The 22,677-nt window shown below is 70.2% G+C and carries 23 protein-coding genes; 11 read left to right on the top strand and 12 right to left on the bottom strand.

Features of this window, described 5'->3' with window-relative positions; all coding sequences use genetic code 11:
• Nucleotides 1-37: 37 nt before the first annotated feature.
• Nucleotides 38-646, bottom strand: coding sequence for a TetR/AcrR family transcriptional regulator (locus ACBJ59_RS53385; protein ID WP_375117670.1), 609 nt, complete (start codon nt 644-646; stop codon nt 38-40).
• A gap of 94 nt (nt 647-740) precedes the next feature.
• On the opposite strand from ACBJ59_RS53385, the gene ACBJ59_RS53380 reads away from it, so the two are divergent.
• Nucleotides 741-1,490, top strand: a complete 750-nt coding sequence (locus ACBJ59_RS53380; RefSeq protein WP_375117669.1) for an SDR family oxidoreductase — start codon at nt 741-743, stop codon at nt 1,488-1,490.
• A 252-nt stretch (nt 1,491-1,742) separates the two neighbouring features.
• On the top strand, nt 1,743-2,522 hold the full coding sequence (locus ACBJ59_RS53375) for an SDR family NAD(P)-dependent oxidoreductase (protein WP_375117668.1): 780 nt from the start codon (nt 1,743-1,745) through the stop codon (nt 2,520-2,522).
• A gap of 200 nt (nt 2,523-2,722) precedes the next feature.
• Here the strand turns inward: ACBJ59_RS53375 and ACBJ59_RS53370 are convergent, their stop codons facing one another.
• Entirely contained in the window at nt 2,723-3,430 is a 708-nt protein-coding gene (locus ACBJ59_RS53370; protein WP_375117667.1) for a TetR/AcrR family transcriptional regulator, read from the bottom strand.
• Nucleotides 3,431-3,530: 100 nt separating this feature from the next.
• Between ACBJ59_RS53370 and ACBJ59_RS53365 the strand changes: the two genes are divergently transcribed.
• Together ACBJ59_RS53365 and ACBJ59_RS53360 are read left to right on the top strand one after the other, a co-directional pair.
• A complete protein-coding gene (locus ACBJ59_RS53365; protein WP_375117666.1) occupies nt 3,531-4,469 on the top strand; it encodes an NADP-dependent oxidoreductase in 939 nt (312 codons plus the stop codon).
• A gap of 105 nt (nt 4,470-4,574) precedes the next feature.
• Nucleotides 4,575-4,760 carry a hypothetical protein gene (locus tag ACBJ59_RS53360; protein ID WP_375117665.1) on the top strand — a complete coding sequence of 62 codons (186 nt, stop codon included), beginning with the start codon at nt 4,575-4,577 and terminating at the stop codon, nt 4,758-4,760.
• Between the two features lie 54 nt (nt 4,761-4,814).
• On the opposite strand, the gene ACBJ59_RS53355 is transcribed toward ACBJ59_RS53360, so the two are convergent.
• A complete protein-coding gene (locus tag ACBJ59_RS53355; protein ID WP_375117664.1) occupies nt 4,815-6,338 on the bottom strand; it encodes a serine hydrolase domain-containing protein in 1,524 nt (507 codons plus the stop codon).
• A gap of 309 nt (nt 6,339-6,647) precedes the next feature.
• On the bottom strand, nt 6,648-7,718 hold the full coding sequence (locus ACBJ59_RS53350; protein ID WP_375117663.1) for an FAD-dependent monooxygenase: 1,071 nt from the start codon (nt 7,716-7,718) through the stop codon (nt 6,648-6,650).
• 119 nt (nt 7,719-7,837) lie between these two features.
• Here ACBJ59_RS53350 and ACBJ59_RS53345 point away from each other — a divergent pair, with 119 nt between their 5' ends.
• Complete coding sequence (locus ACBJ59_RS53345; protein ID WP_375117662.1) at nt 7,838-8,731, top strand: LysR family transcriptional regulator; 894 nt, start codon at nt 7,838-7,840, stop codon at nt 8,729-8,731.
• Nucleotides 8,732-8,987: 256 nt separating this feature from the next.
• Nucleotides 8,988-9,464: a hypothetical protein gene (locus ACBJ59_RS53340; RefSeq protein ID WP_375117661.1), complete on the top strand. Its 477-nt coding sequence runs from the start codon at nt 8,988-8,990 to the stop codon at nt 9,462-9,464.
• Between the two features lie 229 nt (nt 9,465-9,693).
• On the opposite strand, the gene ACBJ59_RS53335 is transcribed toward ACBJ59_RS53340, so the two are convergent.
• Together ACBJ59_RS53335 and ACBJ59_RS53330 are read right to left on the bottom strand one after the other, a co-directional pair.
• On the bottom strand, nt 9,694-10,239 hold the full coding sequence (locus ACBJ59_RS53335; protein ID WP_375117660.1) for a hypothetical protein: 546 nt from the start codon (nt 10,237-10,239) through the stop codon (nt 9,694-9,696).
• A gap of 546 nt (nt 10,240-10,785) precedes the next feature.
• Nucleotides 10,786-11,391, bottom strand: a complete 606-nt coding sequence (locus tag ACBJ59_RS53330) for a hypothetical protein (protein WP_375117659.1) — start codon at nt 11,389-11,391, stop codon at nt 10,786-10,788.
• Nucleotides 11,392-11,780: 389 nt separating this feature from the next.
• On the opposite strand from ACBJ59_RS53330, the gene ACBJ59_RS53325 reads away from it, so the two are divergent.
• Entirely contained in the window at nt 11,781-12,614 is an 834-nt protein-coding gene (locus tag ACBJ59_RS53325) for a universal stress protein (RefSeq protein ID WP_375117658.1), read from the top strand.
• Nucleotides 12,615-12,963: 349 nt separating this feature from the next.
• On the opposite strand, the gene ACBJ59_RS53320 is transcribed toward ACBJ59_RS53325, so the two are convergent.
• On the bottom strand, nt 12,964-13,158 hold the full coding sequence (locus ACBJ59_RS53320; protein WP_375117775.1) for a DUF4342 domain-containing protein: 195 nt from the start codon (nt 13,156-13,158) through the stop codon (nt 12,964-12,966).
• A 40-nt stretch (nt 13,159-13,198) separates the two neighbouring features.
• Between ACBJ59_RS53320 and ACBJ59_RS53315 the strand changes: the two genes are divergently transcribed.
• The gene (locus tag ACBJ59_RS53315; RefSeq protein WP_375117657.1) at nt 13,199-13,447 is read left to right on the top strand and encodes a hypothetical protein; all 249 of its coding nucleotides are present in this window, start codon (nt 13,199-13,201) and stop codon (nt 13,445-13,447) included.
• A 75-nt stretch (nt 13,448-13,522) separates the two neighbouring features.
• Here ACBJ59_RS53315 and ACBJ59_RS53310 read toward each other — a convergent pair whose 3' ends face one another.
• On the bottom strand, nt 13,523-14,518 hold the full coding sequence (locus ACBJ59_RS53310) for an alpha/beta fold hydrolase (RefSeq protein WP_375117656.1): 996 nt from the start codon (nt 14,516-14,518) through the stop codon (nt 13,523-13,525).
• A gap of 23 nt (nt 14,519-14,541) precedes the next feature.
• Nucleotides 14,542-15,090 (bottom strand): DUF1772 domain-containing protein, encoded by a 549-nt coding sequence (locus ACBJ59_RS53305; RefSeq protein ID WP_375117655.1) that lies wholly within the window; start codon nt 15,088-15,090, stop codon nt 14,542-14,544.
• A 367-nt stretch (nt 15,091-15,457) separates the two neighbouring features.
• Between ACBJ59_RS53305 and ACBJ59_RS53300 the strand changes: the two genes are divergently transcribed.
• Together ACBJ59_RS53300 and ACBJ59_RS53295 are read left to right on the top strand one after the other, a co-directional pair.
• Nucleotides 15,458-15,646 (top strand): DUF1918 domain-containing protein, encoded by a 189-nt coding sequence (locus tag ACBJ59_RS53300; RefSeq protein WP_375117654.1) that lies wholly within the window; start codon nt 15,458-15,460, stop codon nt 15,644-15,646.
• Nucleotides 15,647-15,679: 33 nt separating this feature from the next.
• A complete protein-coding gene (locus ACBJ59_RS53295; protein WP_375117653.1) occupies nt 15,680-15,940 on the top strand; it encodes a hypothetical protein in 261 nt (86 codons plus the stop codon).
• A gap of 132 nt (nt 15,941-16,072) precedes the next feature.
• Here ACBJ59_RS53295 and ACBJ59_RS53290 read toward each other — a convergent pair whose 3' ends face one another.
• From ACBJ59_RS53290 to ACBJ59_RS53280, 3 genes are all read right to left on the bottom strand, one after another.
• Nucleotides 16,073-16,513, bottom strand: a complete 441-nt coding sequence (locus ACBJ59_RS53290; protein ID WP_375117652.1) for a hypothetical protein — start codon at nt 16,511-16,513, stop codon at nt 16,073-16,075.
• Nucleotides 16,514-16,789: 276 nt separating this feature from the next.
• Nucleotides 16,790-20,377, bottom strand: a complete 3,588-nt coding sequence (locus ACBJ59_RS53285; RefSeq protein WP_375117651.1) for a LamG-like jellyroll fold domain-containing protein — start codon at nt 20,375-20,377, stop codon at nt 16,790-16,792.
• Nucleotides 20,378-20,630: 253 nt separating this feature from the next.
• Nucleotides 20,631-21,647 carry a LacI family DNA-binding transcriptional regulator gene (locus ACBJ59_RS53280; protein WP_375117650.1) on the bottom strand — a complete coding sequence of 339 codons (1,017 nt, stop codon included), beginning with the start codon at nt 21,645-21,647 and terminating at the stop codon, nt 20,631-20,633.
• Between the two features lie 243 nt (nt 21,648-21,890).
• Between ACBJ59_RS53280 and ACBJ59_RS53275 the strand changes: the two genes are divergently transcribed.
• Nucleotides 21,891-22,677 (top strand): extracellular solute-binding protein (locus ACBJ59_RS53275; RefSeq protein WP_375117649.1); only part of this gene is annotated, 787 nt, incomplete at its 3' end.

Below are 22,677 nucleotides of genomic sequence, written 5' to 3'. Positions count from 1 at the left end.
GGAGGGCGGCGCCCGCGTGCCCGGGAGCCAATGCGCATCAGGTGGGCGGCCACTGCCGTAGGGCCATGTCGGCCACCATGTGGAGCTCGTCGCGGGTCGCGCCACCGGCGGCGTGCACGGCGATGCCGTTGGCCACGGCCATGAGGTATCGGGCGAGCAGGCCGGGATCGCTGCCCGCGGGCAGGTCGCCCGCATCGACGGCCCGCTGGAACCGCTCCCGCAGGAGCGAGATGCCGTTGTCACGCCAGGCTGCCAACGTGTCCCGGGCGCTGAGACCGGCCTCGCCCGCCGCCAGGGAACCTTGGACGCCGAGGCAGCCGGCGGGACAGCCGGGAGTGGTGGTGGCCCGTACGCACCCGTTGAGGAACGCCGTGGCGACCTGCCGCGCCGTCGGCTTCTCCAGAGCCCGCGGGACGTACGCGGCGGGGCCGTCGGTGTAGCGCTGCAGGGCCTTGTGAAACAGGTCTTCCTTGCTGCCGAAGGCGGCGTACATGCTGGTACGGCTGATGCCCATGGCGTCGGTCAGGTCGGTGAGGCTGGCGCCCTCGTAGCCCTGCTCCCAGAAGACGCGCATGGCCCGGTCGAGCGCCTTGTCGACGTCGAAGCCGCGCGGCCGGCCGATCGGCGCCTTCCCCTGGGTGTTCACGTCACCGATCATACCTCTTCTGTACCGATCGGTGCGGAAGTGCTATCGTCCACTTCCGTACCGATCGATACAGATTTCTAACGAGGTGGAAAGCATGGGACAGTTCGAAGGTAAGACCGCGGTCGTCACCGGCGGCGGAACGGGGATCGGCCTGGCCACCGCCGTACGGCTGGCGGCCGAAGGCGCGCACGTCTTCATCACCGGCCGCCGGAAGGCGGTCCTTGACGCGGCGGTGGAGCGCATCGGCCCGGCGGCCGTGACCGCCGTGCCGGGCGACATCTCGGACCTGGCGGACCTGGACCGGCTCTACGACGCGGTCCGGGCCCGGGGCCGGGGCCTGGACGTGCTGTTCGCCAACGCCGCCGCCGCGTCGTTCGCGACGCTGGAGCAGGTCACCGAGGAGCACTTCGACGAGATCTTCGGCGTCAACGTCCGGGGTACCCTGTTCACGGTGCAGAAGGCGCTGCCGCTGCTCAACGACGGCGCGTCGGTGATCCTGAACAGCTCGGTGCGCGCCGGTGACGGTGTCGCGGCGTTCGGCACGTACGCGGCCTCCAAGGCGGCGATCCGGTCCTTCGCCCGGACCTGGGCCAACGAGCTCAAGGGCCGGAACATCCGGGTCAACGCGATCTCCCCGGGCACCATCGACACCCCCGGGCTCGACGGCGTGGTCGGGACGGGGGACACGCCCGTCACCAAGTCGGATTTCGCTGCGGCGATCCCGCTCGGCCGCATCGGGCGCCCGGACGAGATCGCCAACGTGGTGGCTTTCCTCGCCTCCGACCAGGGCAGCTTCTTCCTCGGCGCCGACCTGGTCGTTGACGGGGGCGAGATGCACATCTAACGGGTGTCGTCCTGTCTGCTTCCCGGCCGGTTTTCCTGGCCTCGACCGACGTGTGCAGGACGTATAGAAGCGGACGTCAGCGTTTCGTCAACTCGCGAGCCGATGGCCGGGGCTAGATTCGTCAGCGATCCCACCAGAACACCGGGGGAGTTGCCACGTGGCTGCCGCACATGGGCGCGATCACCGTACGACCCGTCCCGCTGTGTTCGCTCCGCATCACCTCTCAACGCTCACCAGCTGAACGGAGTGGACATGGATCTGCAACTGACGGGGCGGCGCGCCGTGGTCACCGGCGCAAGCCGGGGAATCGGATGGGCGGTGGGCCGCGCGCTCGCGGCCGAGGGCGCCGCCGTGGCCCTGGTCGCCAGGAGCGCCCGGCACGTCGAGGAGCAGGCGGCCCGCCTGAGCTCGGAAACCGGTGCCCGGGTCATCGGCATCGCCGCGGACACCGGCGACGACGCGTCCGTGGCCGCGATGGCGGAGGCCGCCGTGCGCGGTCTCGGGGGAGTGGACATCCTCGTGAACAATGCGGCCGCCACCAATCCGGGGGCGATCCCCGACGACGATCTGGAAGCCGAGATCAACGTGAAGGTGCGCGGGTACCTCCGCTGCGTCCGCGCGTTCGCCCCGGCGATGGCGGAGCGCGGCTGGGGACGTGTGATCAACATCGGCGGGCTCGCGGCCCGCCAGAGCGGCTCGATCACCGGCTCGATCCGCAACGTCGCGGTCGCCGCCATGACCAAGAATCTGGCGGACGAGCTCGGGCCCAGCGGCATCAACGTCACCGTGGTCCACCCCGGCGGCACCCGTACGAAAACCATGCTGGACATCGCCGACCGGCGGGCAGCGGAGAGCGGGAGCACCAGAGAGGAGGTCGAACGACGGATGGCCGCCTCCGTCTCCATCGGACGGCTCGTGGAGCCGGAGGAGGTCGCGTCGGTGGTCGCCTTCCTGGCGAGCCCGCTCAGCGTCGCCATCAACGGTGACGCGGTCATCGCCAGCGGGGGAACGAAAGGCCCGATCCACTACTGAGCCGCATCGTCCCGGACAGGCAACTGTTCTGACGCGCTCCCCGGCCATCGCCCGCTGGGCTGAGCCCCCTTCGCCGCAGCCCGTGACCGTCGCCCATCCTGACGCCGGCGTAACCGACCTCGCGCCCGCAGCGCAGGTGAAGACCTCGCTGTGCTCGTCGTCGCCGCGGTCAGGTCGGCAGCCAGGCCACGGCCGCTTGCTCACCCCTTGCTTCCCTCAGGGCCGGGGGCAGAGCGGGTGAGCCGGACCATGGCCCGGTACAGGGCGGTGGGTGTTGGGGCCGGCTCCAGCGGGGGCAGGTCGGCGCCGGGGGTGGCGTAGGCGCGGAGCATCTGGCCGACGAGGCGGCGCCAGGTGTCGGGGGCGGCGTCCTGGCTGGCGGCGATGACGCCGGCGTTGGCCATCAGCAGGATGACCATGTCCTGGTCGGTGAAGTCGTTGCGCAGGTGGCCGGTGGCCTTGGCGCGGGCGATGAGGTCGAGGAAGCTGTGGTACGCCTCGGCGCGGCGCTTTTCCAGGGCTTTGGCAGCGGGGAACGTCATGGCCAGCACCTCGGCGAAGCCGCGGTCGGCGGCCTGCATGGCGCAGACGGCCTGGACGTAGCCGGTGAAGCCGTGCCAAGGGTCGGGGTCGGCGAGGGCCTCGGCGACGGCGGCGGCGTAGGCGTCCATGCGGTCGGCGAAGACGGCGTTGATGAGTTCTTCGCGGGTGGCGAAGCGGCGCGACAGGGTGGCCTTGCCGACGCCTGCCTCGCGGGCGATGCATGCCATGGAGACGTCGAGTCCGTGGCCGGCGTACAGGCGGCGGGCGGCGGCGAGGATGCGCTCGCGGTTGCGTTCGGCGTCGGCGCGCAGCCCCGGTCCGGGCTGCTCGCCCGAAGGCTCGGAGGAGTCGGCGGGAAGATCCATGCCGTCTACTCTACCCAAGTGGAACAACCTACCCACTTCTGTTGCTACGCTGGGCAGCGGAAAACGGGTAGCCCGTTCCACTTTCTGAGAGGTGCAGCTCATGCGTGCCGTAACGCTGAACTCCGTCCCCGAGACCCCGGCCCTGGCCGAGATCCCCGCCCCGCAGCCGGAGGCAGGGGAGGTGCTGGTGAAGGTTGCCGTCTCCTCGGTCAACGGCTTCGACCTGTCGGTCGCCGCCGGCTACCTGCGGCAGATGATGGAGCACCGCTTCCCGCTGGTGGTGGGCAAGGACTTCGCCGGCACCGTCGAGGCGCTCGGCGAGGGCGTCGAGGGCTTCACGGTCGGGCAGGCGGTCTTCGGCGTGGTGATGAAGCCGTTCCTGGGGCCCGGCGCCATGGCCGAGTACCTCACCGTGCCGGCCGGCTACGGCATCACCCTCCTTCCCAAGGGGCTGGCCGTTGCGGAGGCGGGCGCGCTGGGCCTGGCCGGCACCGCGGCGCTGGACAGCCTCAACGCCGTCGCCCTGGCCGAAGGCGAGACGGTGCTGGTCTCCGGCGCCACCGGCGGGGTGGGCGCGCTGGCCGTGCAACTGGCCGCCGCCCGCGGCGCCCGCGTCATCGCCACCGCCCGTCCCGGCGCCGAAGCCGACTTCGTCACCGGCCTCACCGACGCCAAGGTCGAGCTGGTCGACCACAGCGGCGACCTGCCGGCCCAGGTCCGCGCGCTCGCGCCGGAGGGTGTGGACGCCGTGCTGCACCTGGCGGGCGACGGCGCCGAGCTGGCGGGGCTGCTGCGCGAGGGCGGCCGGCTCGCCTCCACCCTCGGCCTGACCCCGGACGCCGTCCAGGGCGTCGAGGTCACCGTGCACACCATCATGGCGGACCCGAACCCGCAGACCCTGACCGAGCTGGCCGCCCACGCCGCCGCCGGCGCGCTGCGCGTCCCGGTCACCGCGACCTACGCGCTGGAGCAGGCCCCCGAGGCGTTCGCCGCCTTCGGTGCCGGAACGCTCGGCAAGATCGCCGTCACCTGCTCCTGATGCGCTCGCCATGAGGTCCGAGAACGTCTGCGCCGGCTGACCAGCCGCCATGGCCATGCCGGAGGCCCTCGCCCCGGCCACCCCCCGACCCGCGAAGAAACCTTGATGACCATCGCCCTGTGGATCGTGCAGGCCGTGCTGGCCGTCATGTTCGGCATCGCCGGCGTGACCAAGTCCACCCAGCCCAACGACAAGCTCGAGCCCAAACTGCCCTGGGCCGCGAACCGGTCCCACGCGGCCTGGCGTGACGCCCCCAGAGCCTCGCCGATCCTGGCCCACGTCACCCCGTGATCCCGCGGCAGCCGCACCCACGCGCGCAGGTCACGCCCGGCCTCCGTATGGAGATCAGGGCCGTCCGGCCTGCTCGTTGCCGAAGACCTCGGCGAACAGGCGCTGGGTGGCCTGCTGGAAGGCGGCTCCCAGGGACATGGCGGCATCGTCGGGGTAGTTGAGTGCGGCGGTGAGGGTCTTGCTGCCGTCGGGGGTGCTGTACATGAGCGCGGCGTGGCCGGCCATGCCGCCGTTGTGGGTGATGACGGTGCCGCCGCCGGGCGTCTCCTGCACGAACACGCCCAGGCCGTAGCCGGCCTTGGCCTCCGGGGTGCACATCTCGGCCAGCAGCTCGCTGGGCAGGAGCTTGCCGCCGACCAGCGCGGTGATGAAGGTGTGCAGGTCGCGGGTGGTGGAGATCATGTCGCCGCCGCTGGAGATCCAGGAGGGGTTGTGGCGGGTGACGTCGATCGTGTGCTGCTCGCCGTCTTCGTCGTAGCGGTAGTAGGCGTGCGCGTACGGCTCGGGGATGTCGGTCTGGGTGGTCGGCTGGACGGTGCCGGTCAGGCCGAGCGGTTCGAGGATGAGCCGGTGCATCTCCTCGGCGACCGGGCGGCCGGTGACCCTCTCGATCAGCAGCCGGGCCAGCACGTAGTTGGTGTTGGCGTAGCTCCAGTCGGTGCCCGGCTCGAACCGGGCGGGCTTGGACAGGGCCAGGCGTACCAGCTGTTCGGGCTGGTAGGTGTGGAAGCGGTTGTCCACCCATTCCTTGCCCGCGGGGGTGGCGGGGATGCCGGGCACGAACGTGCCGTCGGGGTCGAAGTCGCCGGTGAAGTTGAACACGCCGCTGGTGTGCTGCAGCAGCATCCGCACCGTGATCCGCCGGTCCAGCCCGAACTCGGGCAGGTAGTCGTCCACCGGGGTGTCCAGCCCGATCTGGCCCTCGGCCACCAGCTGAAGCACCACGGTGGCGGTGAAGGTCTTGGTGTTGCTGCCGATCCGCACGTGCCCGTCGACCGGCGGCGCTTCGGTCCCGCCGAACTCGGCCACGCCCGCGCTGCCGGTCCACTCGCCCCGCTCGTCGTTCACGCGGAGCGTCACCCCGACGAAGCCGGAATCGACCATCTCCTGGATGACCTTGTCCAGCTCCGGGCGATCCTGTCCGGCCTCCGGCACGGCCGGGGCGTCCGTCCCGGTCGCGGCGGAGGCGGCGTCGAGCGCTGCGGTGATCTTGCGGGCCATCTCCGCCATGGCGGGGCCGGCCTCGCCCCGGGTGGACGCTTCCACGGCGACCAGGACGGTGCGGCGGAAGTCGGCGGCCTCGGCCGGGTCCCGCTGCTGGAGCAGGCTCATGGACCGCGTCAGGGCGGGCAGCACCTGGTCGGCGAGCTCGGCCACGGTCCTGCCGTACTTCACGCCCTTGGGCGCCTGGGCCAGCACGTGCCCGACCAGGCCGGTCGCGGACGTCAGCGCGATGGAGCCCTCGGTGGCGGCCTTGTGCGCCGAGCCGGCGGCACCGGCGGCGGACATCAGCGACACGGCGCCCCACGCGGCGGTCCGCAGGGTGAGCTGGTCCTGCTCGGAAAGGGTGATGGACATGGCTATGTGCTCCTTCAGTTCTTGTTGGGAGAAATCACGTGAGCGGACGGACGCTGGAGTGCGGGTTTCCGAATGGCTCAGGCCGGGTCGCCCGAGAAAATCGCCCCAGCTTCGAGGCCACCGTTGCCGAACCGTTCATGGCATCCACGATCGCCGACCGCTCTGACACCAGGCCGTCGCCGTCCTGACGCCGCCGCTGATACGACCCGGCGGTGAGCGTCAAGGCCGGTCGGCGGGGATCAGGACGTTCGTACGAGGGCCGGCGTCCGTGATCGCCGGCGGGGATCGTGCCGTCATGGTCCCCATCGGTCACGTTCGCTTCGCGGCGAAGCCGGGAGCGTAGTCCTTCAGCCTGACGATGGGCGCGCGGGCCGTCCTCGGTGCGTCGGCGGCGACCATGCCGAGCCCTTCCTGGATGGGCGCGCCCATGAAGAACCGGTCGGCCCCTTCGCGCCCCATCTGCTGATGCTCGGTGACGAAGCCGCGCATCTCCCGCTCGTAGGCGGCGAACGCCACCGTGTGCTCGCCGCCGGCCACGGCCAGTTCGCCGGCCAGGACGTAGGCGCCGATCAGCGCCTGGCAGGCGCCGCGGCCCGAGGTCGGCGCCGCGCAGTAGCCGGCGTCCCCGAGCAGCACCACCCGGCCCGCGGACCAGCGGTCCATCTCCACCTGGGCGTTGGCGTCGAAGGAGAAGTCCTCCGCCCTGCTCATCTCCTCCAGCAGGTGCCAGATGGGCCCGCCTTCGCCGGCGAACTGCTCGGCCACGATGCGCTTGTGCTGTGCGGCGTCGTCGCGGTCGTAGGCCAGCGGCCCGGAGGCGAAGTGCAGCGCCGCGTACGCCTCGGTGTTGCCGCGGGTGCGGAAGATGTCGGCCGCCTTGCCCGGCATGCTGTGCAGCCGGCCGGTGTCGCGCAGGACGAGGTTGATGGGCAGGCTGAACGTCGCCGTGTAGATGCCCAGGTGCCGGACGAACCGCTCGCGCGGCCCGAAGACCTGTGAGCGGGTGCGCGAGTGCAGCCCGTCGGCGCCGGCCACCAGGTCGAAACGGCGTGGCCGGCCGCGTTCGAAGGTGACCCGCACGCCGTCGGCGTCCTGCTCCAGAGTGGCGATCGAGTCGCCGAAGACGTACTCCACCTCCTGGCGGGTGACCTCGTGCAGCAGGCCGATCAGCTCGCCCATCCGCGTGCGCAGCGCGCGGACCTGCTCCAGCAGGGCCATGCGGTCCAGCACGTCCAGCGCCTCGCCGCGGAAACCCACCGCGTACCCGCCTGCCCGCACCCGCGGGGCCCGCTCCACCACGGTGGGGGTGAAACCGTGGTGGCGCAGCCAGTACGCCAGAGCGGGCCCGGCGACGCCGGCGCCGGAAATGAGGACGTCCATCAACATGCTCCATCGAACGAACGGTTCGTGCGATTCGAGGATCAAGTACGGTAAGCACCCAGAACAACGACGAATCCCGAAAGATCATCTTCGGTGGGAGTAAACGGAGCAGGCCAGGCGTGGAACTTCGCGACATCGAGATCTTCCTGACCCTGACCGAGGAGCTGCATTTCGGCCGCACCGCCGCCCGGCTGTGCCTGTCACCCGCCCGCGTCACCCAGGCGATCCAGAAGCAGGAACGGCAGATCGGCGCCCCGCTGTTCGAGCGCACCAACCGCACGGTACGGCTGACGCCGGTCGGGCAGCAGCTCCGCGACGACCTCCGGCCTCTCTACGCCGGGCTGAAGGACAGCATGGAGCGCGCCCAGCTCGCCGGCCAGGGCATCACCGGCACCCTGCGCGTCGGCATGCTGCCCGCCAACGCCTACGACCTGCGCCCTTACTGGGACGTCTTCCGCCTCCGGCACCCGCAGTGGAAGCTGCGCGTCCAGAAATCCCAGTTCAGCGACGCCTTCGCCACGCTGCGCCGCGGGGACATCGACGTCCTGATCGCCTGGCTGCCCATCGACGAGCCCGACCTCACGGTGGGACCGGTGCTGCTCGCCGAGTCCCGGGTGCTGGCCGTCTCCACCGGCCACGAGCTCACCCGCCGCACGTCGGTCTCGCTGGAGATCGCCGCCGACTTCCAGCACCCGCAGTCCGACACCCGGCCCGGCTACTGGTACGACGCCTACATCCCGCGCGCGACCCGCCGCGGCCGCACGATCGAGCGTGGCCCCGTGGTGCAGAACACGGAAGAGGCCATCACCCTCGCCAGCATGGCCGAGATCGTCGTGCTCTTCCCCGTCCACATGACCCGCTACTGGGTACGGCCGGACATCACCTACCTGCCGGTCACCGACATGGGGCCGCTGCCGTACGCGCTGGTGTGGCGCAGCGAGACGGAGAACGAGCTCGTCCGGGCTCTGGCCGAGGTCGTCCGCGATCTCGGCCCTCTGGCGCCGGAGAGCTGAGAAGCGGTTCGGCGAACCGGACGCCATCAGGTTCGGCGCCCCCTAAGCACCGGGTCCCGACGATACCGACACGCTGATCATCTTCGCGCGTTTGCTTGTACGTCCATGACTCTAGGTAAGTGGTGGCCTGCCCGGGACCGGGGCGTATCCCGCGCCGCCGGGCCTGGCGTTGGCCTTGAAGCCGGCCGAGTCCGCTCAACAACCCCCGAGAAGGCAGTGGCATAGCCTCAGACTCGACCAGGCTGGAGTCCTCATCATGAACCACGTCCCGCTGCGCTTGGAGCGCACCACCGATCGTGATGTCCACGACGACTTGATGCTGCGACTGGGCACCTATCGGCATGTCTGCGATTCGTACTATTTAGCCGTCGACGAGTCCGCACAGACAGATCAGAACATTACGGATGGCCTCGTGCGGCTCCTCGACCAGTGGGGTGCGCACCTCCGGCGACTGCGGCTCACTGGAGGCACCGTCTTTCTGCCCTTCGATTTCTCGGACCAGTGCACGGCCTGGTTGCGCGTGTCGTCGCCGGACGGTGGCCAGGCCATCGTTCAGGCAGGCTGGAGCAGCATCGAGGGCTGGAGCTTCTACCCCTCTGACTTCGCTGAGACGGCGGCGAGGGTCCACGACTTCAAAGCCGTCGTCAATGCTTCCGTGGAGTGTGATCTCGACGATCTCATCGCAGCGGTCACGCAGAACCGGGAGTCGCTCGCCCTGCACACGAAGAGTTGATCCACGGGTCTCGACGATCGCTCGCGTTCGCCACCCTGCCCAGGCGTGTCGGCCGGCGTTCGCAACATCGTGCCGGCGCCTGCCACGTCAAGCACGCGCTCGCGCCCTGCGAGCCGCCGACCGCAGGGCAGCCGTCGGCCTCAAGCTGCGAGTCCACGAACCCGTACAAACCGCGGGGAGGGCGCGCGGGGGGCCGCCCTGAGCGGATCGGCCCCCGGTGCGTCCGAGGTCAGTCGATGCTGAAGTCACCGTCGAAGGAGGTGCTGTTCACCGTGTCGAACGATCCCGTCGCGCACTTGCCGGACCTGCCCACCAGGTTCATGTCGAACATGCCGGTGAAGCGGCGGTTCTTGAAGACGCCCTTGGTCACGACGCCGCGGATCTTGATGTCGTTGAGCATGGTCTCGTCGATGTAGACGTCGAGTTCGCTGATCTGCTTGGCGCCGTTCATCTTCCATTCGATGATGGCGGTGCCGGTGCTGCCGACGCCGCCGAAGTGGGTGGCTGCGCAGCTCAGGGGGACGTCGTCGAACGTGACGCTGAACCGGGCGGAGGTGATGCCCGCGCCGCTGTGGTCGATGCAGCTCCGCTCCTTGCCCCGGTAGCTCACGTCCGTGGACTCGGTCGCCATGCCCACCTCTGAGGAGAAGGAAGCATCTCCTGCGCCGAAGCAGGAGATCTCGGAGTATGCCTGGGCGGGCTGAGGGGCGGCGAGAAAGAGGGCGGACAGGCCGGCCACCGTCACGGCGGAGAGGGTTCTGGTGAGCGTGGACATGTTGCTGCTCCTAATGACTCCAGGGCGAGACGAAGCAGCGGCGTAGACGGGAGCAACGCCGTCCGCTTCGGTGAGAGGGTTCTCAGCAACGGACGCTATGGGCCCTGACGCAAAGATCATTCAAAGCCACGATCCGTGGCGTCCTACGTGCCTTCGGGGGTTGCCGCCGGGAGCAGGGGCCGGGGGACACCCTCGCCCTCGCCGAGGACGGGCCCGTCATCACGCCTTGCGTGCACGGCCGAGGCGTCGCGGCCGCGCACAGGCGTACACCGTCCAGGCGGCCCGGCGCCGCGCATCCCTGCCGTCGCCCGGTGGAGCGGCTCGGTCCCTCCTGCGATCGGCAGGTCACATCTCCCCGGCGAGCGACCTTCGACCGGTGCAGGTCCTTCCGGAGCGCGGTATCGGCGAGGCACGCAATGAGCAGGTGGCCGGCTATCCGGTGCAGGCTCTGATCGCAGACGCAGAAAGGATCTCATGGCATTCGACCACGCGCTGAAGAAGCCGTGAAATCGCCTGGATGGTCTCCGTACGCCATGCTCGGACTTTCTAGGGCTGGCGTGGGTGACGCCATGTGTTGTCGGCCCGCTCCCAGGCGAGGTCCCATTCCCGGTACCGGACCTGATCCGCCCACCGCCGCCAGCCCGCGTAAGAGCCCAGTGCCGAAATCGCGGCGGCGAGCACGATCAGCAGGCCCGTCGCCATTCCCCTCATCTGCAGGACCAGGGGGTCGGTGGGCGGTGGGGCGGGCTTACCGGAGGCATCGAGCCACACCGCGACCGTCGAGCCGGCTCTGGCGAGCGCGGGCGCGGGGATTCGGGCCGTCCGTTCCTCGCCCGCGGGAGTCGTCCAGCGCGCCGCCGCCGTCGGCCGCTCGGAGGGGACCTCAGTGAAGGAGATGCGGGTGGAGGGGGCGTCCTCCAGCAGCGTGGCCGTGACCTGGTGGCGGGTGCTCAAACGGGCGTGCTCGTCCTGCAGAGCGGCCTCGTAGCCCAGCCGGCCGGCCAGCACCGCCGGCCAGATGCTCACCAGTACCAGGGCCACGGCGGACAGCACCAGGACGGACTCCAGCCTGTCGGAACGCCGCCGCAGGCGGTTGCCGTCCGGGAGGTACAGGCGCAGGCGCAACATCATCGGGTTGATCGACTTCATCATCGGGACCTCCTCGGCCATCAGAGTGCGGGGAGTCCGCGCGGGTGGGCAGGGTCGTACGGCTCCCGGGAGCGGGACCTTCGCCCCCTTACAGGGACCGGGCGCGGCACGGATTCGTGACGGGACGCCGCCGGATCGGGACGTACGTCCGCTCCAGCACGTCCCGCACGGTCCTCGCCGTGGTGGCGATCTGGACACTGGGCGGGCGTCGAGCGCGCGGGCCGATGAGGGTCCAGGCCACCCGTCAGTACGGCAGCGCGTCCCGAAGGGGGTTCTCAGCCCTGTCAGACCGTCCTCGGCTGATGGTCCTTCGGCTCCCGGCCGCCGGACTTCCGGCCCTGAACATCGTCCGCCGCCTCCGGTCTGATGGAGCGTAGACGAAGGAGGAAGCCATGATTGTTGTGGGGGTCGACGGTTCCGTACCGGCGCGTGCCGCGGTGGCCTGGGCCGCCAATGACGCCTTTCGCATGCACCAGCCCTTGCGGCTCGTCCACGCGGTCGACCGGCAGCCGCACCAGATCTCGAAGTTCCCGGATCCGGACCGGCCCGACCAGTTGCGGCGTACCGGGCAGAAGGCTCTCAACGAGGCGGTGGCTCTGGTCCACGAACGCCAGCCCAGCGTCGAGGTCACCACGCGCTTGGAGGAGGGGTCTCCCGCGAGCATCCTGCGCGAGCAGGCGAAGGCGGCCGCCGAGATGGTGGTGGGCAGCCGAGGGCTGGGCGGGTTCACCGGCGCGCTTCTGGGGTCGATCAGCGACCAGGTCGCCGGGCACACCGAGGGCCCGGTCGTGGTGGTGCAGGGCGCGCAACGGCCGACGTACGGACAGGTCGTGGTGGGGGTGGACGACACACCTGAAGGCCGGCCCGCGCTGGCCTACGCCTTCGAGCAGGCGACCCTGCGAGGCAGCACGCTGCGGGCCGTGCACGCCTGGCGGCTGCCCGTCCAGGCGTTCGGGACCGTGTCGCCCCATGAGGACCCCGCCCGCGAGGAGATGGTGAAGGAACTCCTGAAGCCGTTCGCCCGGCAGTACCCGGACGTGACCGTGGTCGTGGACATCCGGTACGCCGGCGCGGTCGAGGCGCTCACCGCGGCGTCGGCGGAAGCGGATCTGCTGGTCGTAGGCTCGCACGGGCGCGGGGCCGTGAGCTCGGCGCTGCTGGGCTCGGTCAGCAAGGGCGTCCTGCACCACGCGCCCTGCACGGTCGCCGTGGTCCGGGCGAGTTGACGTCCGGGTGGCGTGCTTGGGAGATGCCGGTCGAGTCCCGGATCGGGGACTCGACCGGAACCGGCCGCGACGACCTCGGGCAGGTCCAGCGAGAGTGCGTACGGCGGCGCGAGCACGTGCTCCAGCCGCACGGCGTTCGGTTCGTAGCGCGCTCCCCGTCGACGTGCTCGTGACGCTCTGGTCCGTGGGCTGACGGTAGCCGCCGAACGAACGGGTGCCGCTCAGAGCAGGGTGATCCATGCTGACCGAAGGCAGGGGTGAGCCGGGTGGCGACCCCACCCGCCGCCAGAAGTGGCACACCTGGCCTCGCCGCCTGTCGCCATGGGTGTCCGGCCCCACGGGCAGGTGTTCAGGCCGCCGGCGCCTTGGTCTGGTCGTTCTGCACGACGGTGACGTCCACCGAGTCCTCGACGTCGGCTGCGTCCTGGAGCTGCCGTTCGATGTCGATGGTCCATTCCGCGGCGAGGGCGGCGACCGCTGCGGCCACGGTGAGGAACGGGGCGGCGACGAACGCCACGGCTCCCATGGTCACCGGGAGTTCCATCACGGTGCGCCCGTGCGAGTCCTTGACGATGATCCGGCGGATGTTGCCCTCGTGCAGGACACTCGACGGCGAGGATTACGAGGTGACGCCGGTCATCGCGCCGGACGGGCGGCTGGAGCGCGTCACCATGCGCCGCTGGGGCGATCCCGGCGGTCACCCCTTTCGCGAGCACCGGCTCGGCATGGAGTGTCTGGAAGAGGGCACCTTCGATGGGTTCACCAGCCCCGCCCGCGTCCGGGGCGGGTGGTGGCCGGGAACGCGGGTCAGGCGGCGGGCGGTGAGATGGTGATCGGCTTGCCCGGTCGCATGAGCTCGGCGCGCCACGTAGCGCAAGGCCGGGGCGCGTACCGGTGCGGCAGGGTGGTCATGAGCTCGGCATGTGCCGCCGGAGGAACGCGCTCGCCACGGCCTGCGCCTGGTTCGCCTTGGGGCCGAGCCAGAAGCCCAGGTGGTCCTCGTGCTCCATCCAGTGATGCTCGGCCCCGGGTATCCGCCCGGCGGCGGACTCCCCGTGGTCGAACGGCACGTCGCCGTCCTGCGTGCCGTGGATCACCAGGGCCGGGGACCCGATCCGCTCCAGGGGTGCGCCGCCCCGCCGGGCCTGCGCCGCGTCGTTGTCCGTGCCCGGCCAGCGCTGCTGGTAGGGAAAGGTGGTGGCGAACATCGCCTCGAAGTACTCTCGCGCGTGCGGCGTGTTCATGATGTACGCGACGCGCTCCGTGCGCTGCTCCTCGGTGAAGGTGCTGGTCTCGTCCAGGGTTCCGGCGACGATGGTCTCGACGGAGACCTTCGCGGTCAGCAGGGCGAGCTTCTGGCCGACGGTGTTCAGGAACGTTCTGCGCACCGGCGAGCTCGCCCCGGCCGCGGGACGCGGCTTGCTGATTCCGCCGATGGAGACCAGGCCCCAGGTCCGCTCCGGATGGCGGGCGGCGAAGGTGTAGCCGACCGGACTGCCGGCCGAGACCGCGAGGATCCCCACCCGGTCGATGCCGAGCTCGTCCAGCAGTGCGGCCAGCAGGTCGGCCTGCTCCTCGCTGGTCCGGCCGCTCTCCAGCGGGGTGCCGAGGTAACCCGGACGCGAAGGGCTCAGGACGCGGAACCCGTCTCTCTCCAACCAGGCGGCGAACAATCGTCCCTGGTCCGCTCCGCCGAGACCGGCGTGGACCGACAGCACCACGGGACTGCCTTCCGCACCGTGCAGGTCGTACTCGACCGGCCCGTGCCGCGTCATGGCCGTCCGCAGATCGATCCGGACGCCGGGGAGAACCTCCCGGCGTGGATCGCCGTCGATGCCCCCGTCCCAGACGAGCAGCCCGCCAACCCCCAGCAACGGCAGCCCGACCAGGACGGCGAGAGTCACAGCGATGATCTTTCGCGTCCGTGTCACTGCGTGGACCCCTCGATCTCCAGGCCCCGTATCGCGGATGCGGCCCGTGGAGCGCCAGGGGATGCCGTACGGGCTCGGCGGGCGGGCGGTGCGAAGACGGCCAGGATGATCAGGGAGGCGAACGCGGCCAGACCGGTCAGGGTGCGGATGGTGTGGAAGGTCTCCCACTGCCGCAGGATCTCCGCGTAGCCGGCCGGGGCGGTCGTGGCCGCCCATTCCCGGATGTCGGCGTGCAGCGGGATGTTGCCGAACACCGTCACCAGCAGCGAGGTCAGCGCCAGCACGCCGGCCCCGGCCGCCAGCCGCCGCGGCAGGCCGCGGGACATCACCGCCAGCGTGAAGGAGGACAGGATGGCCAGGGCCATGGCGCTCTGCATGACCGGCTCGTTGACCTTCATCATCGCGGTGTGGAAGGTCAGGCGCACCTCCAACGGCACGGCGTTGAACGTGGGCACGACATTGGCGGCGCCGTATCCGAACGCGCCCGCGAGCAGCCCGGTGGCCAGCAGGGCGATCCCCTGGACGTACTGGAGTGAGGATTTCATGATCCGGATCGTCCACTACCGGGCGCGCTCCGGTCGTCCGGCCGGAGGGGCCTTCCGGGCTACGGCACCGGGATGCGGACCGGGCCCGTCTACCGCAGCGGGAGTAGCCCAGGGATACGACAGGTCGTCCTGCCGGACACCGGGGTGTCACGGCCACTCCGCGCATCGCTCGTTCCTCCTTGTCGGTCCCTTCACGGCCCGTCGCGAACGGCGTGCGTCAAGGGGCGAGAGCAGTCGTTGGTCTTCTGACGATCAAGTTCGAGGGTCCAAAGTCCCTACGCGGAGCGGACCTCTGGCTCTCGTGCCCGATGGGCGGTGCGTACAGGCTGAAAAGGACCGGCATCCAGCGGGAGGCGAGGCGATCGTGATGAAGGCCGCAGTGGGCGATCGGATGATCATCGAGGGCACGTACGGGGGAGAGCACCGCCGTGAGGGGCTGATCGTGGGCGTCGAGCACGCCGACGGCTCGCCGCCCTACACGGTGCGCTGGCTGGACAGCGACCGCGAAACGCTCGTCTTCCCGGGTCCCGACGCGCGGGTCGTACAGCACGCATGATGAATCCCCGCGCGCAGGCGGGAGCGGTACCTGGTGGCGATGCTCGGCAAGACCACGAACTGGGTGCTCAACGTGCGCGCGGCCGATGGCCGAGCGGTGTTGCGGCACGGCCGACGGGCCAGTGTCCGGCTGGTGGAGGTCGAACCCGCGGCCCGGGCTCCCGTTCTGCGCCGCTATCTGGCCCGCGCGCCGGGTGCCCGACCTCACGTGCCGGTTGACCGGCACGCGCCGCTGGAGGAGTTCGAGCGAATCGCGGCCGGCATACCCGTCTATCGCGTCACGGCTGCCCGGTGAAGAGCCGCATGTCGTGCCTCTCGGCCTGCCCGTCCGGGCGGCCACGCCGCCTCCACCTGGCGCTCGCCCTGGTCGGACGGCCGGAGCCAATGGCGCGGTGTGTGGCCGCCTGGTCAGCCAGACGTTCAGGCTTCACAGCTTGGTGACCGTGGATGCCGCGTTCCCCGCCGCGCCGATCAGGACCGGCCAGCCTGCGCCACTCAGGAATTGCGCCGTCTCCTTGAGCTTGATGCGCTTTTCCTCATCCGACTCTGTCTCGGCGGCTGCTTCGAACCCGGCGACGATTTTCCTTGCGAGTATCTCCGCCGGCCACACGCCTGCGATGCGGCGTGCTTCACCGGTCGGGCTGTGAATTCCGTCGATCTCCCGATTTTGCGAGTCGGAGCCGGTGACATCGGTGAACTGAAAGAAGGGCGGCCTCTCACCGGCCAGAGCGGCGAGCGAACGCCGCACGTCCTCCGGGTCCATGCCGAGCCTTTCGACGATCTGGTGTGGCTGGATCAAGACCGCACCCTCATCTGCCATCTGGACGATCGCCTTGAGTACAGGCAGGTCGTGGTCTTTCCAGGTCATGTCGTCTCCGCCACTAGGTCGCCTTGTCGTGGACAGTCTCCTCCGTCTTGCCGAGATAAGCGCGGAAAAGTCGGTGAGATGATCCCTGGCTTCTCCGCGCGCTCCCTGCCGCGCCCGAGCCTGCGAGACAGAGCGTCGAAGGAAAGATCGCGTGCCTGTGGTGGATGCCGGGCTGCCGCTCCCGCCGCTCTCCACGACAACCGTCAGGCGCGTGGTTACGTCAGCGGATCGCCAAGATCGCCGGACGGGGCTTGATGGGCCCCGCCCGGCGATGTGCTACTTGGCGATCGGCGTTACCGCGATCCTGTCGATGATCGGGGCGTACTTCGATCGGAGCAGGATGTCGGGGAAGGTGTCGGAGATGTAGCTGTCGCCGTCGAAGTTCGGCAGTTCGTGGGAGGCGAAGGCGACGGTGTTGGCTCCCTTCCTGAGCGCGACCGGGATGGTCTGCTCCCAGAAGTTGTCGGCGTGGAAGGAGTGCGGGAACCAGGACCGCTGTGGCTGGGCGCCGTTGACGGAGATCTCGGCGTGGCGGGCCAGGGGGTCGGGGTTGTAGTGGGAGGCGGGGGACTGTTCGGGGTTGGAGTAGCGGACGGTCAGCGCGTACGTGCCGTCGGCCGGGGCGGTGACGTCGAAGGTGAGGGTGTTGGCGTTGCCGGGGGCGCCGCCGACGTCGGTGACGGCCTTGCCGCCGCCGGCCAGGGGGAAGGCGGCGACCTTGGCGGTGCCGGCGACGCGGGCGGCCTCGGCCTCGTACCAGGTGGGCTTGAGCGTCCCGTCGGTGTCGGTGACGCGCAGGCGGTCCAGCAGCAGCCTGCCGGACTGACCGGTGAGGGTGATCTTGTTGACGCCGCCGGACAGGAACGCCTTGACCCTGGTGTCGGCGTTGACGCCGGTGAGGCGGTGGCCGTTGACGTCGAGCCAGGCCCGGCCGCCGCCGAGGGTGTCGATGTCCAGGGTGGATTCGCCGTCGTCGGGGGAGTAGACCCAGAAGGAGGCGGTCTGGTCCTTGGAGATGGTCGCCACGCCGGAGCCGGAGACCTTCTTGCGGGTGTAGTCGGTGCCGGCGCCCTTGAGGGTGGCGTACTCGGCCTCGTAGATCTTCTCGGCCGCCGCCGGGTTGGCGAGGGACAGGTCGATCTTGTCGACGAGCGCGTCGCCCTTGGTGGAGCGGGAGCCGTCTAGGCTCTTGGCGGCCAGGGTGATGATGTGCTCGCCCTCGGTCAGCTCGACCTTGGTGTCGGCGTGGTCCCAGACCAGCCAGCGGTAGCTGAGGGGCAGGTGGATCTCCTGCTCGGCCTTGCCGTCCACGCGGAGGAAGGCGTTGGTGGGCCCTTGCTCCTTGACGGCGTCGGCCAGGTTGTGCGAGCCGGCGAAGACCGACAGGTCGTAGGTGCCGTCCTGCGGCACCGAGATCGTGAAGTCGAGCGTCAGGTCGGAGCCGGTGCGCAGGCCGCCGACGTTGTGGCGGCCGGAGGTGTAGTACTGGCCGACGTTGTCGGGCGAGCCCTGGGGGCCTTCGCGCCGGTAGGAGCTGCCGGTGTGCGCGGCGTCCTCGGCCTCGTACGTGGCCTGCCAGAGCTTGGTCGCCTTGGCGGGGGAGGTGGTGTCCCGCCCCGGGGTGAGGATGATCTGGTAGGCGGAGGCCTCCTTCAACTCCGGCAGTACGTCACCGAAGTCGAAGGCCACCGAGCCGTTGTGCACCTGCCGGTCGAGCTCGGCGACGACGTCGGGCTGGGCGGAGTCGCCCACCTGGCCGGTCCATGGGATCTCCTGGACCAGCGCGTGCACGGTGCCGCCGAACAGCGCGGGGTCCACGTGGTCGAAGCGGATGCCCGCCTTGCCCGAGGTGCCGCCGAACAGGGCGCGGGCCTGGGCCCTGGCCCGGTCCAGGGTGGCGACGCCCTGCAGGGTGTAGCTGACGTTCGGGCGCGGCGGGACGACCTTGAGGGTGTTGCCGGTCATCTGGCCGTAGGCGTTGAGCAGCCACCACTGGCCGTTGCCGCGGTTGGCCTGGACGGCGGAGTCGGACAGGTTGCCGTCGATGTTCCAGTACGCGATGTCGGCGTCGACCTTCGACTCCTCGATGGCCGAGGCCCACTGGATCATCTGGCCGGGCACCGAGGTGTGGTAGTTGAACGCGTACTCGTTGAGGTTGATCGGCAGTTGCCGGCCCTCGTAGGCGGTGCCCTTGAAGGCGGCCTGCTCCCACTTCCGGTACGTGGCGACGCTGGTGCGGATGCGGTCGGGGGCGCCCAGTTCGTGCCAGGTGATGGCCTCGGGGACGGTGCCGGCCTCCAGCGTGTGCTTGAGGAAGCCCTGGATCTGCTCGTACAGCATGCTGGTGTTGGGGCCGGCGATCCTGGCCTCCGGCATCTTGCCCTTGATCAGGGCGTTGACCTCGTCCCAGGCCTTGAAGTAGTACTGGGGATCGCTGAGCCAGTTGACCTTGTTGTAGCTCCACGCGCCGCTGCCGAACATGTTGCCCTCGGGCTCGTTGAACGGCACGAAGACGATGTTGTCCTGATATTTCGGGTCGAGCTTGAGGACCTGGTCGACCTGCTTGGCGATCTTGGCCTTGTAGTCGTTCAGCCGTTCCTCGGGGGTGTTGCCGGGCCACTGGTAGGGGAAACCGCGGTAGATGTCGGTCATGTAGATGTACACGTCGCCGTCGGTGGCGTCGGCCAGCGGCTTGACCACCTCCAGCGCGTCGGCGCCGGGGTGTTGCGGGCCGTCCTGGGCCTTGGTCGACACGGTGCGCAGCCTCATGCCCTCCAGGAGGTTGCGCGTGGGGACGCCTTCGCCGTAGACGCCGTACAGGGTGCCGGACGCGCCGCCGTGGAAGGCCCCGGTCTCGGTGCCGAGGTCGACGGTGAGGTTGTTGTCGATCACCTTGACGGTCGCCACGACGGGCGTGCCGTACGCGCTGCCCTCGACCGTGAACTGGCCGGCCTCGGCGTACCGGGCCGGATCGATCGCATCCCACGTGACCGCCACGCCGCGGCGGATGCCGTCGGAGAACTCGGCGGTGGCGGTCCTGGCCAGTTCGGGCGCGATGCCGGTGTAGGTGGTGACGTCGAAGGTGGTCTGCTCGATCTTCTTCAGCGTCGCCAGGTGGTCGCCGGCCAGGTCGGCGACCTGCTCGGCGTTCATGGCGGCGTCGTAGACGCGGAAGTCGTCCAGGTCGCCGGACAGGAACGGGTGGCCGCCCCAGAAGGCTTTGCCGAGGAATCCGGAGGTGGTGTTGCCCTCGGCGTGCATCACCGCCGCCAGGTCGATCTCCGCGGTGGTGCTGCCGATGGGCGCGCCGTTGACGTAGTAGGTGAGGGTCTTGCCGTCGATGGTGGTGACGAGGTTGACCCAGGTGCGGGCGGGCAGCTTCTGCCGGCCGGGGACGCCTACTTCGACGTTGCCGTTGACCGGCTTGATGGAGGAGCGGGTGGTGGCGTCGCCGGCGAAGGACGGGGTGACGAAGGTGGCGCTCCCGCCGTCCTTGCCGAGGTTGTAGACCCACTGGAAGTCGGGCCCGCCGTCCCAGTTGAGCCAGGTGGAGACGGTCATGGCCGCGCGGTCGCGGAACAGGCCCTGCGGAATCCTCACGTAAGGGGCGGTGGCCGAGCCGTCCGCGCCGCCGGGCAGGGACAGGGCCTGGGTGCCGTCGGCTCCGGTGGCGGTGCCGGCGCTGCCGGGGTTGACCAGGGTTCCGTCGAGCCCGGAGGGGGATCGGTCCTCGACGGCGCCGCTCGACAGGTCGCCTTCGAAGTCGTAGTGGAGGACGAGCGCCGGGTCGGCCCCGGCGGCCGGTAAGGCGGCCACGGGGATCGCGGTCAGGACGAGGGCGGAGGCGAGGATGGCGTGCGGCATGCGCCCGCCTATCCTCCGGGACAAGGGGTTGGCCATGCGCTTTTCCCGTTCGGGGAGTGCGGAGGGTGAGTCGAACCGATTCGGCGAATCGATTCGACTGGACGATAAGCGTCCTGCCGCGCGATGGTCAAGAGCCGGAAACGCGGTCGACATGGCGAGGCCATGTCGCCGTCACGCGCGGTCGTACGTCGAGCGGCGCGCTTGACGAGGGGTGGTGTGTCGGCCGCAGGCGGCGGCCCGGACAGGCCTCTGGTCAGGAGCGGGGCCGGGCGGGTCCGGTCGTGCCGCGGAGCGAGATCGGCGGGGCCAGCAGAAGATGGCGATGCGGGGCGCGCGGGTCGGCGATGCGCTGGATGAGCAGCTCGACGGCGTGGGCGCCCATCTGGCCGGCGGGTACGTCGGCGGCGGTCAGCGGCGGATGGAGGTTCTCGGCCCAGTGCTGAGCGGCGACGCCGGCGATGGAGAATCGTGCGGGCACGGCCAGGTCCGCCCCGGCCAGCGCGCGGTACATGCCGGGGATCGCGGCCTCGTTGATGGTGGCGACGGCGGTCAGCTCCCGGTGCTCGGCCAGCAGCCGCTCGACACACGTCTGCCCGGCCTGGGCGTCGTCGGCGGAGCAGACGCGCACGCCGTGCAGGCCGCGCTCGGCCACGGCGCGGTCGAAACCGGCCTGGGCGCGGTGACCCGGCCCGTACCCGGCGGCGACCAGCTCGGCGTTGCGGTTGACCAGGGCGATGTGCCGGTGCCCGAGGTCGGCCAGGTGGTGCACGCAGGAGGCGATGAGCCGTTCGTAGTCGACGTCCACCCAGGACATCTCCTCCGGGTGGCTGGTGTGGCCGATGCCGACGAACGGCAGGCCGCTCTGCCGCAGGCGGGCGACGCGGTCGTCCTCCAGCCGGATCTCCATGAGGATGACGCCGTCCACGCGCCGGCCGGTCACCACCCGTTCGAACGAGCGGTCGTGCTCGCCCCCGGAGGGCGACAGCAGCACGTCCAGGTCGGCGTGGGCGGCGGCGTCGACCACGCTGGCCACGAAGCCGAGCTGCATGTCGGTCAGGCGCCGGCTGGCGGGCGGGATGACCAGCCCGATCGTGCGGGTCCGGCCCTCCTTCAGCGCCCTGGCGGCGGCGTTGGGCCGGTAGCCCAGCTCGTCGATCACCGCCTGGATGCGCCGCTTGGTCCCCTCCGACACCGGACGCTTGCCGGTGAGCGCGTACGACACGGTGCTGCGCGACACGCCTGCCCGCCTGGCGATCTCCCCGATGTTCACCCGCGCTCCCTAGCTCTGGCAATCGGCCGCGCCTATCGTAGTCGAATCGTTTCACGCATGGGACCGGCCTCGGAGCCCGTGACGAGGATGTGTCATGGGCCGCACATCGGGCTTCGACCTCTTGGTGAGCACCCCATTGACGCACGCGACGGGCCGGGCCTATGTTCGATCGAACCGATTCGCCGAATCGGTTCGGCTAAGGCCTGAAACAGCCGCGTCACGCTGTCAGCGGAGGTCACGTCAATGAGATCAGCGTCAAGGAGCCGGCGCGCGGCCGGCATCGGTCTGGCGGTTGTGGCCGCCGCCGGCGGGCTGGTCGCCTGCTCGTCATCGTCACCGTCGTCAGACGGCGGTGGCTCGGCGAGCGCGAGCCAGACCGCCGGCGCCTACACGATCTGGGACCCCTATCCGCAGTACGACAAGAGCTCGGAGTGGGTGAAGTTGCTGGAGACGTGCGGCACCCAGGCCGGGGTGACGGTGGAGCGGACCGGCTACGACACGACGGACCTGACGAACAAGGCGCTGCTGGCGGCGCAGCAGGGCAACTCTCCGGACGTGCTGATCGTGGACAACCCGGTGGTCTCCACGCTGGCCGAGGCGGGCGTGCTGACGACGACCGAGGAGAACAAGCTCGACGTCACGGCGATCGCGCCGAACCTGCTGGCGGCCGGGCAGAGCGGCGGCAAGACGTACGGCGTCCCGATCGGGGCCAACACCCTGGCGCTGTACTACAACAAGGCGGTCCTGAAGGAGGCCGGCGTGGACGTCGCCTCGGTCAAGGACTGGGCGACGCTGACGGCGGCGCTGGGGAAGGTGAAGGGTGCTGGGAAGAAGGGCATCACGTTCTCGGCGATCGGCACCGAGGAGGGCAGCTTCCAGTTCCTGCCGTGGTTCTGGGGCTCCGGCGCGAACCTCACCAAGCTCGACTCGCCCGAGGGCGTCTCGGCGGTGGCGCTGTGGACCGACTGGGTGAAGAAGGGGTACGCGCCCAACTCCGTGATCAACAACACCCAGACCACCAGCTGGCAGG

The organism is Nonomuraea sp. MTCD27, from assembly GCF_041950495.1.
In the GTDB taxonomy this organism is placed as follows: Bacteria; Actinomycetota; Actinomycetes; order Streptosporangiales; family Streptosporangiaceae; genus Nonomuraea.
This window is presented reverse-complemented; position numbering and strand designations above follow the sequence as displayed.

Coding starts and splice junctions, on each gene's coding strand:
- ACBJ59_RS53320 (WP_375117775.1), bottom strand. CDS start 13,158: ATGGAACTCCCGGTGACCATGGGAGCCGTGGCGTTCGTCGCCGCCCCG.
- ACBJ59_RS53380 (WP_375117669.1), top strand. CDS start 741: ATGGGACAGTTCGAAGGTAAGACCGCGGTCGTCACCGGCGGCGGAACG.
- ACBJ59_RS53365 (WP_375117666.1), top strand. CDS start 3,531: ATGCGTGCCGTAACGCTGAACTCCGTCCCCGAGACCCCGGCCCTGGCC.
- ACBJ59_RS53300 (WP_375117654.1), top strand. CDS start 15,458: ATGAAGGCCGCAGTGGGCGATCGGATGATCATCGAGGGCACGTACGGG.
- ACBJ59_RS53375 (WP_375117668.1), top strand. CDS start 1,743: ATGGATCTGCAACTGACGGGGCGGCGCGCCGTGGTCACCGGCGCAAGC.
- ACBJ59_RS53330 (WP_375117659.1), bottom strand. CDS start 11,391: ATGATGAAGTCGATCAACCCGATGATGTTGCGCCTGCGCCTGTACCTC.
- ACBJ59_RS53340 (WP_375117661.1), top strand. CDS start 8,988: ATGAACCACGTCCCGCTGCGCTTGGAGCGCACCACCGATCGTGATGTC.
- ACBJ59_RS53360 (WP_375117665.1), top strand. CDS start 4,575: ATGACCATCGCCCTGTGGATCGTGCAGGCCGTGCTGGCCGTCATGTTC.
- ACBJ59_RS53305 (WP_375117655.1), bottom strand. CDS start 15,090: ATGAAATCCTCACTCCAGTACGTCCAGGGGATCGCCCTGCTGGCCACC.
- ACBJ59_RS53285 (WP_375117651.1), bottom strand. CDS start 20,377: ATGCCGCACGCCATCCTCGCCTCCGCCCTCGTCCTGACCGCGATCCCC.
- ACBJ59_RS53335 (WP_375117660.1), bottom strand. CDS start 10,239: ATGTCCACGCTCACCAGAACCCTCTCCGCCGTGACGGTGGCCGGCCTG.
- ACBJ59_RS53290 (WP_375117652.1), bottom strand. CDS start 16,513: ATGACCTGGAAAGACCACGACCTGCCTGTACTCAAGGCGATCGTCCAG.
- ACBJ59_RS53350 (WP_375117663.1), bottom strand. CDS start 7,718: ATGGACGTCCTCATTTCCGGCGCCGGCGTCGCCGGGCCCGCTCTGGCG.
- ACBJ59_RS53325 (WP_375117658.1), top strand. CDS start 11,781: ATGATTGTTGTGGGGGTCGACGGTTCCGTACCGGCGCGTGCCGCGGTG.
- ACBJ59_RS53315 (WP_375117657.1), top strand. CDS start 13,199: ATGTTGCCCTCGTGCAGGACACTCGACGGCGAGGATTACGAGGTGACG.
- ACBJ59_RS53355 (WP_375117664.1), bottom strand. CDS start 6,338: ATGTCCATCACCCTTTCCGAGCAGGACCAGCTCACCCTGCGGACCGCC.
- ACBJ59_RS53370 (WP_375117667.1), bottom strand. CDS start 3,430: ATGGATCTTCCCGCCGACTCCTCCGAGCCTTCGGGCGAGCAGCCCGGA.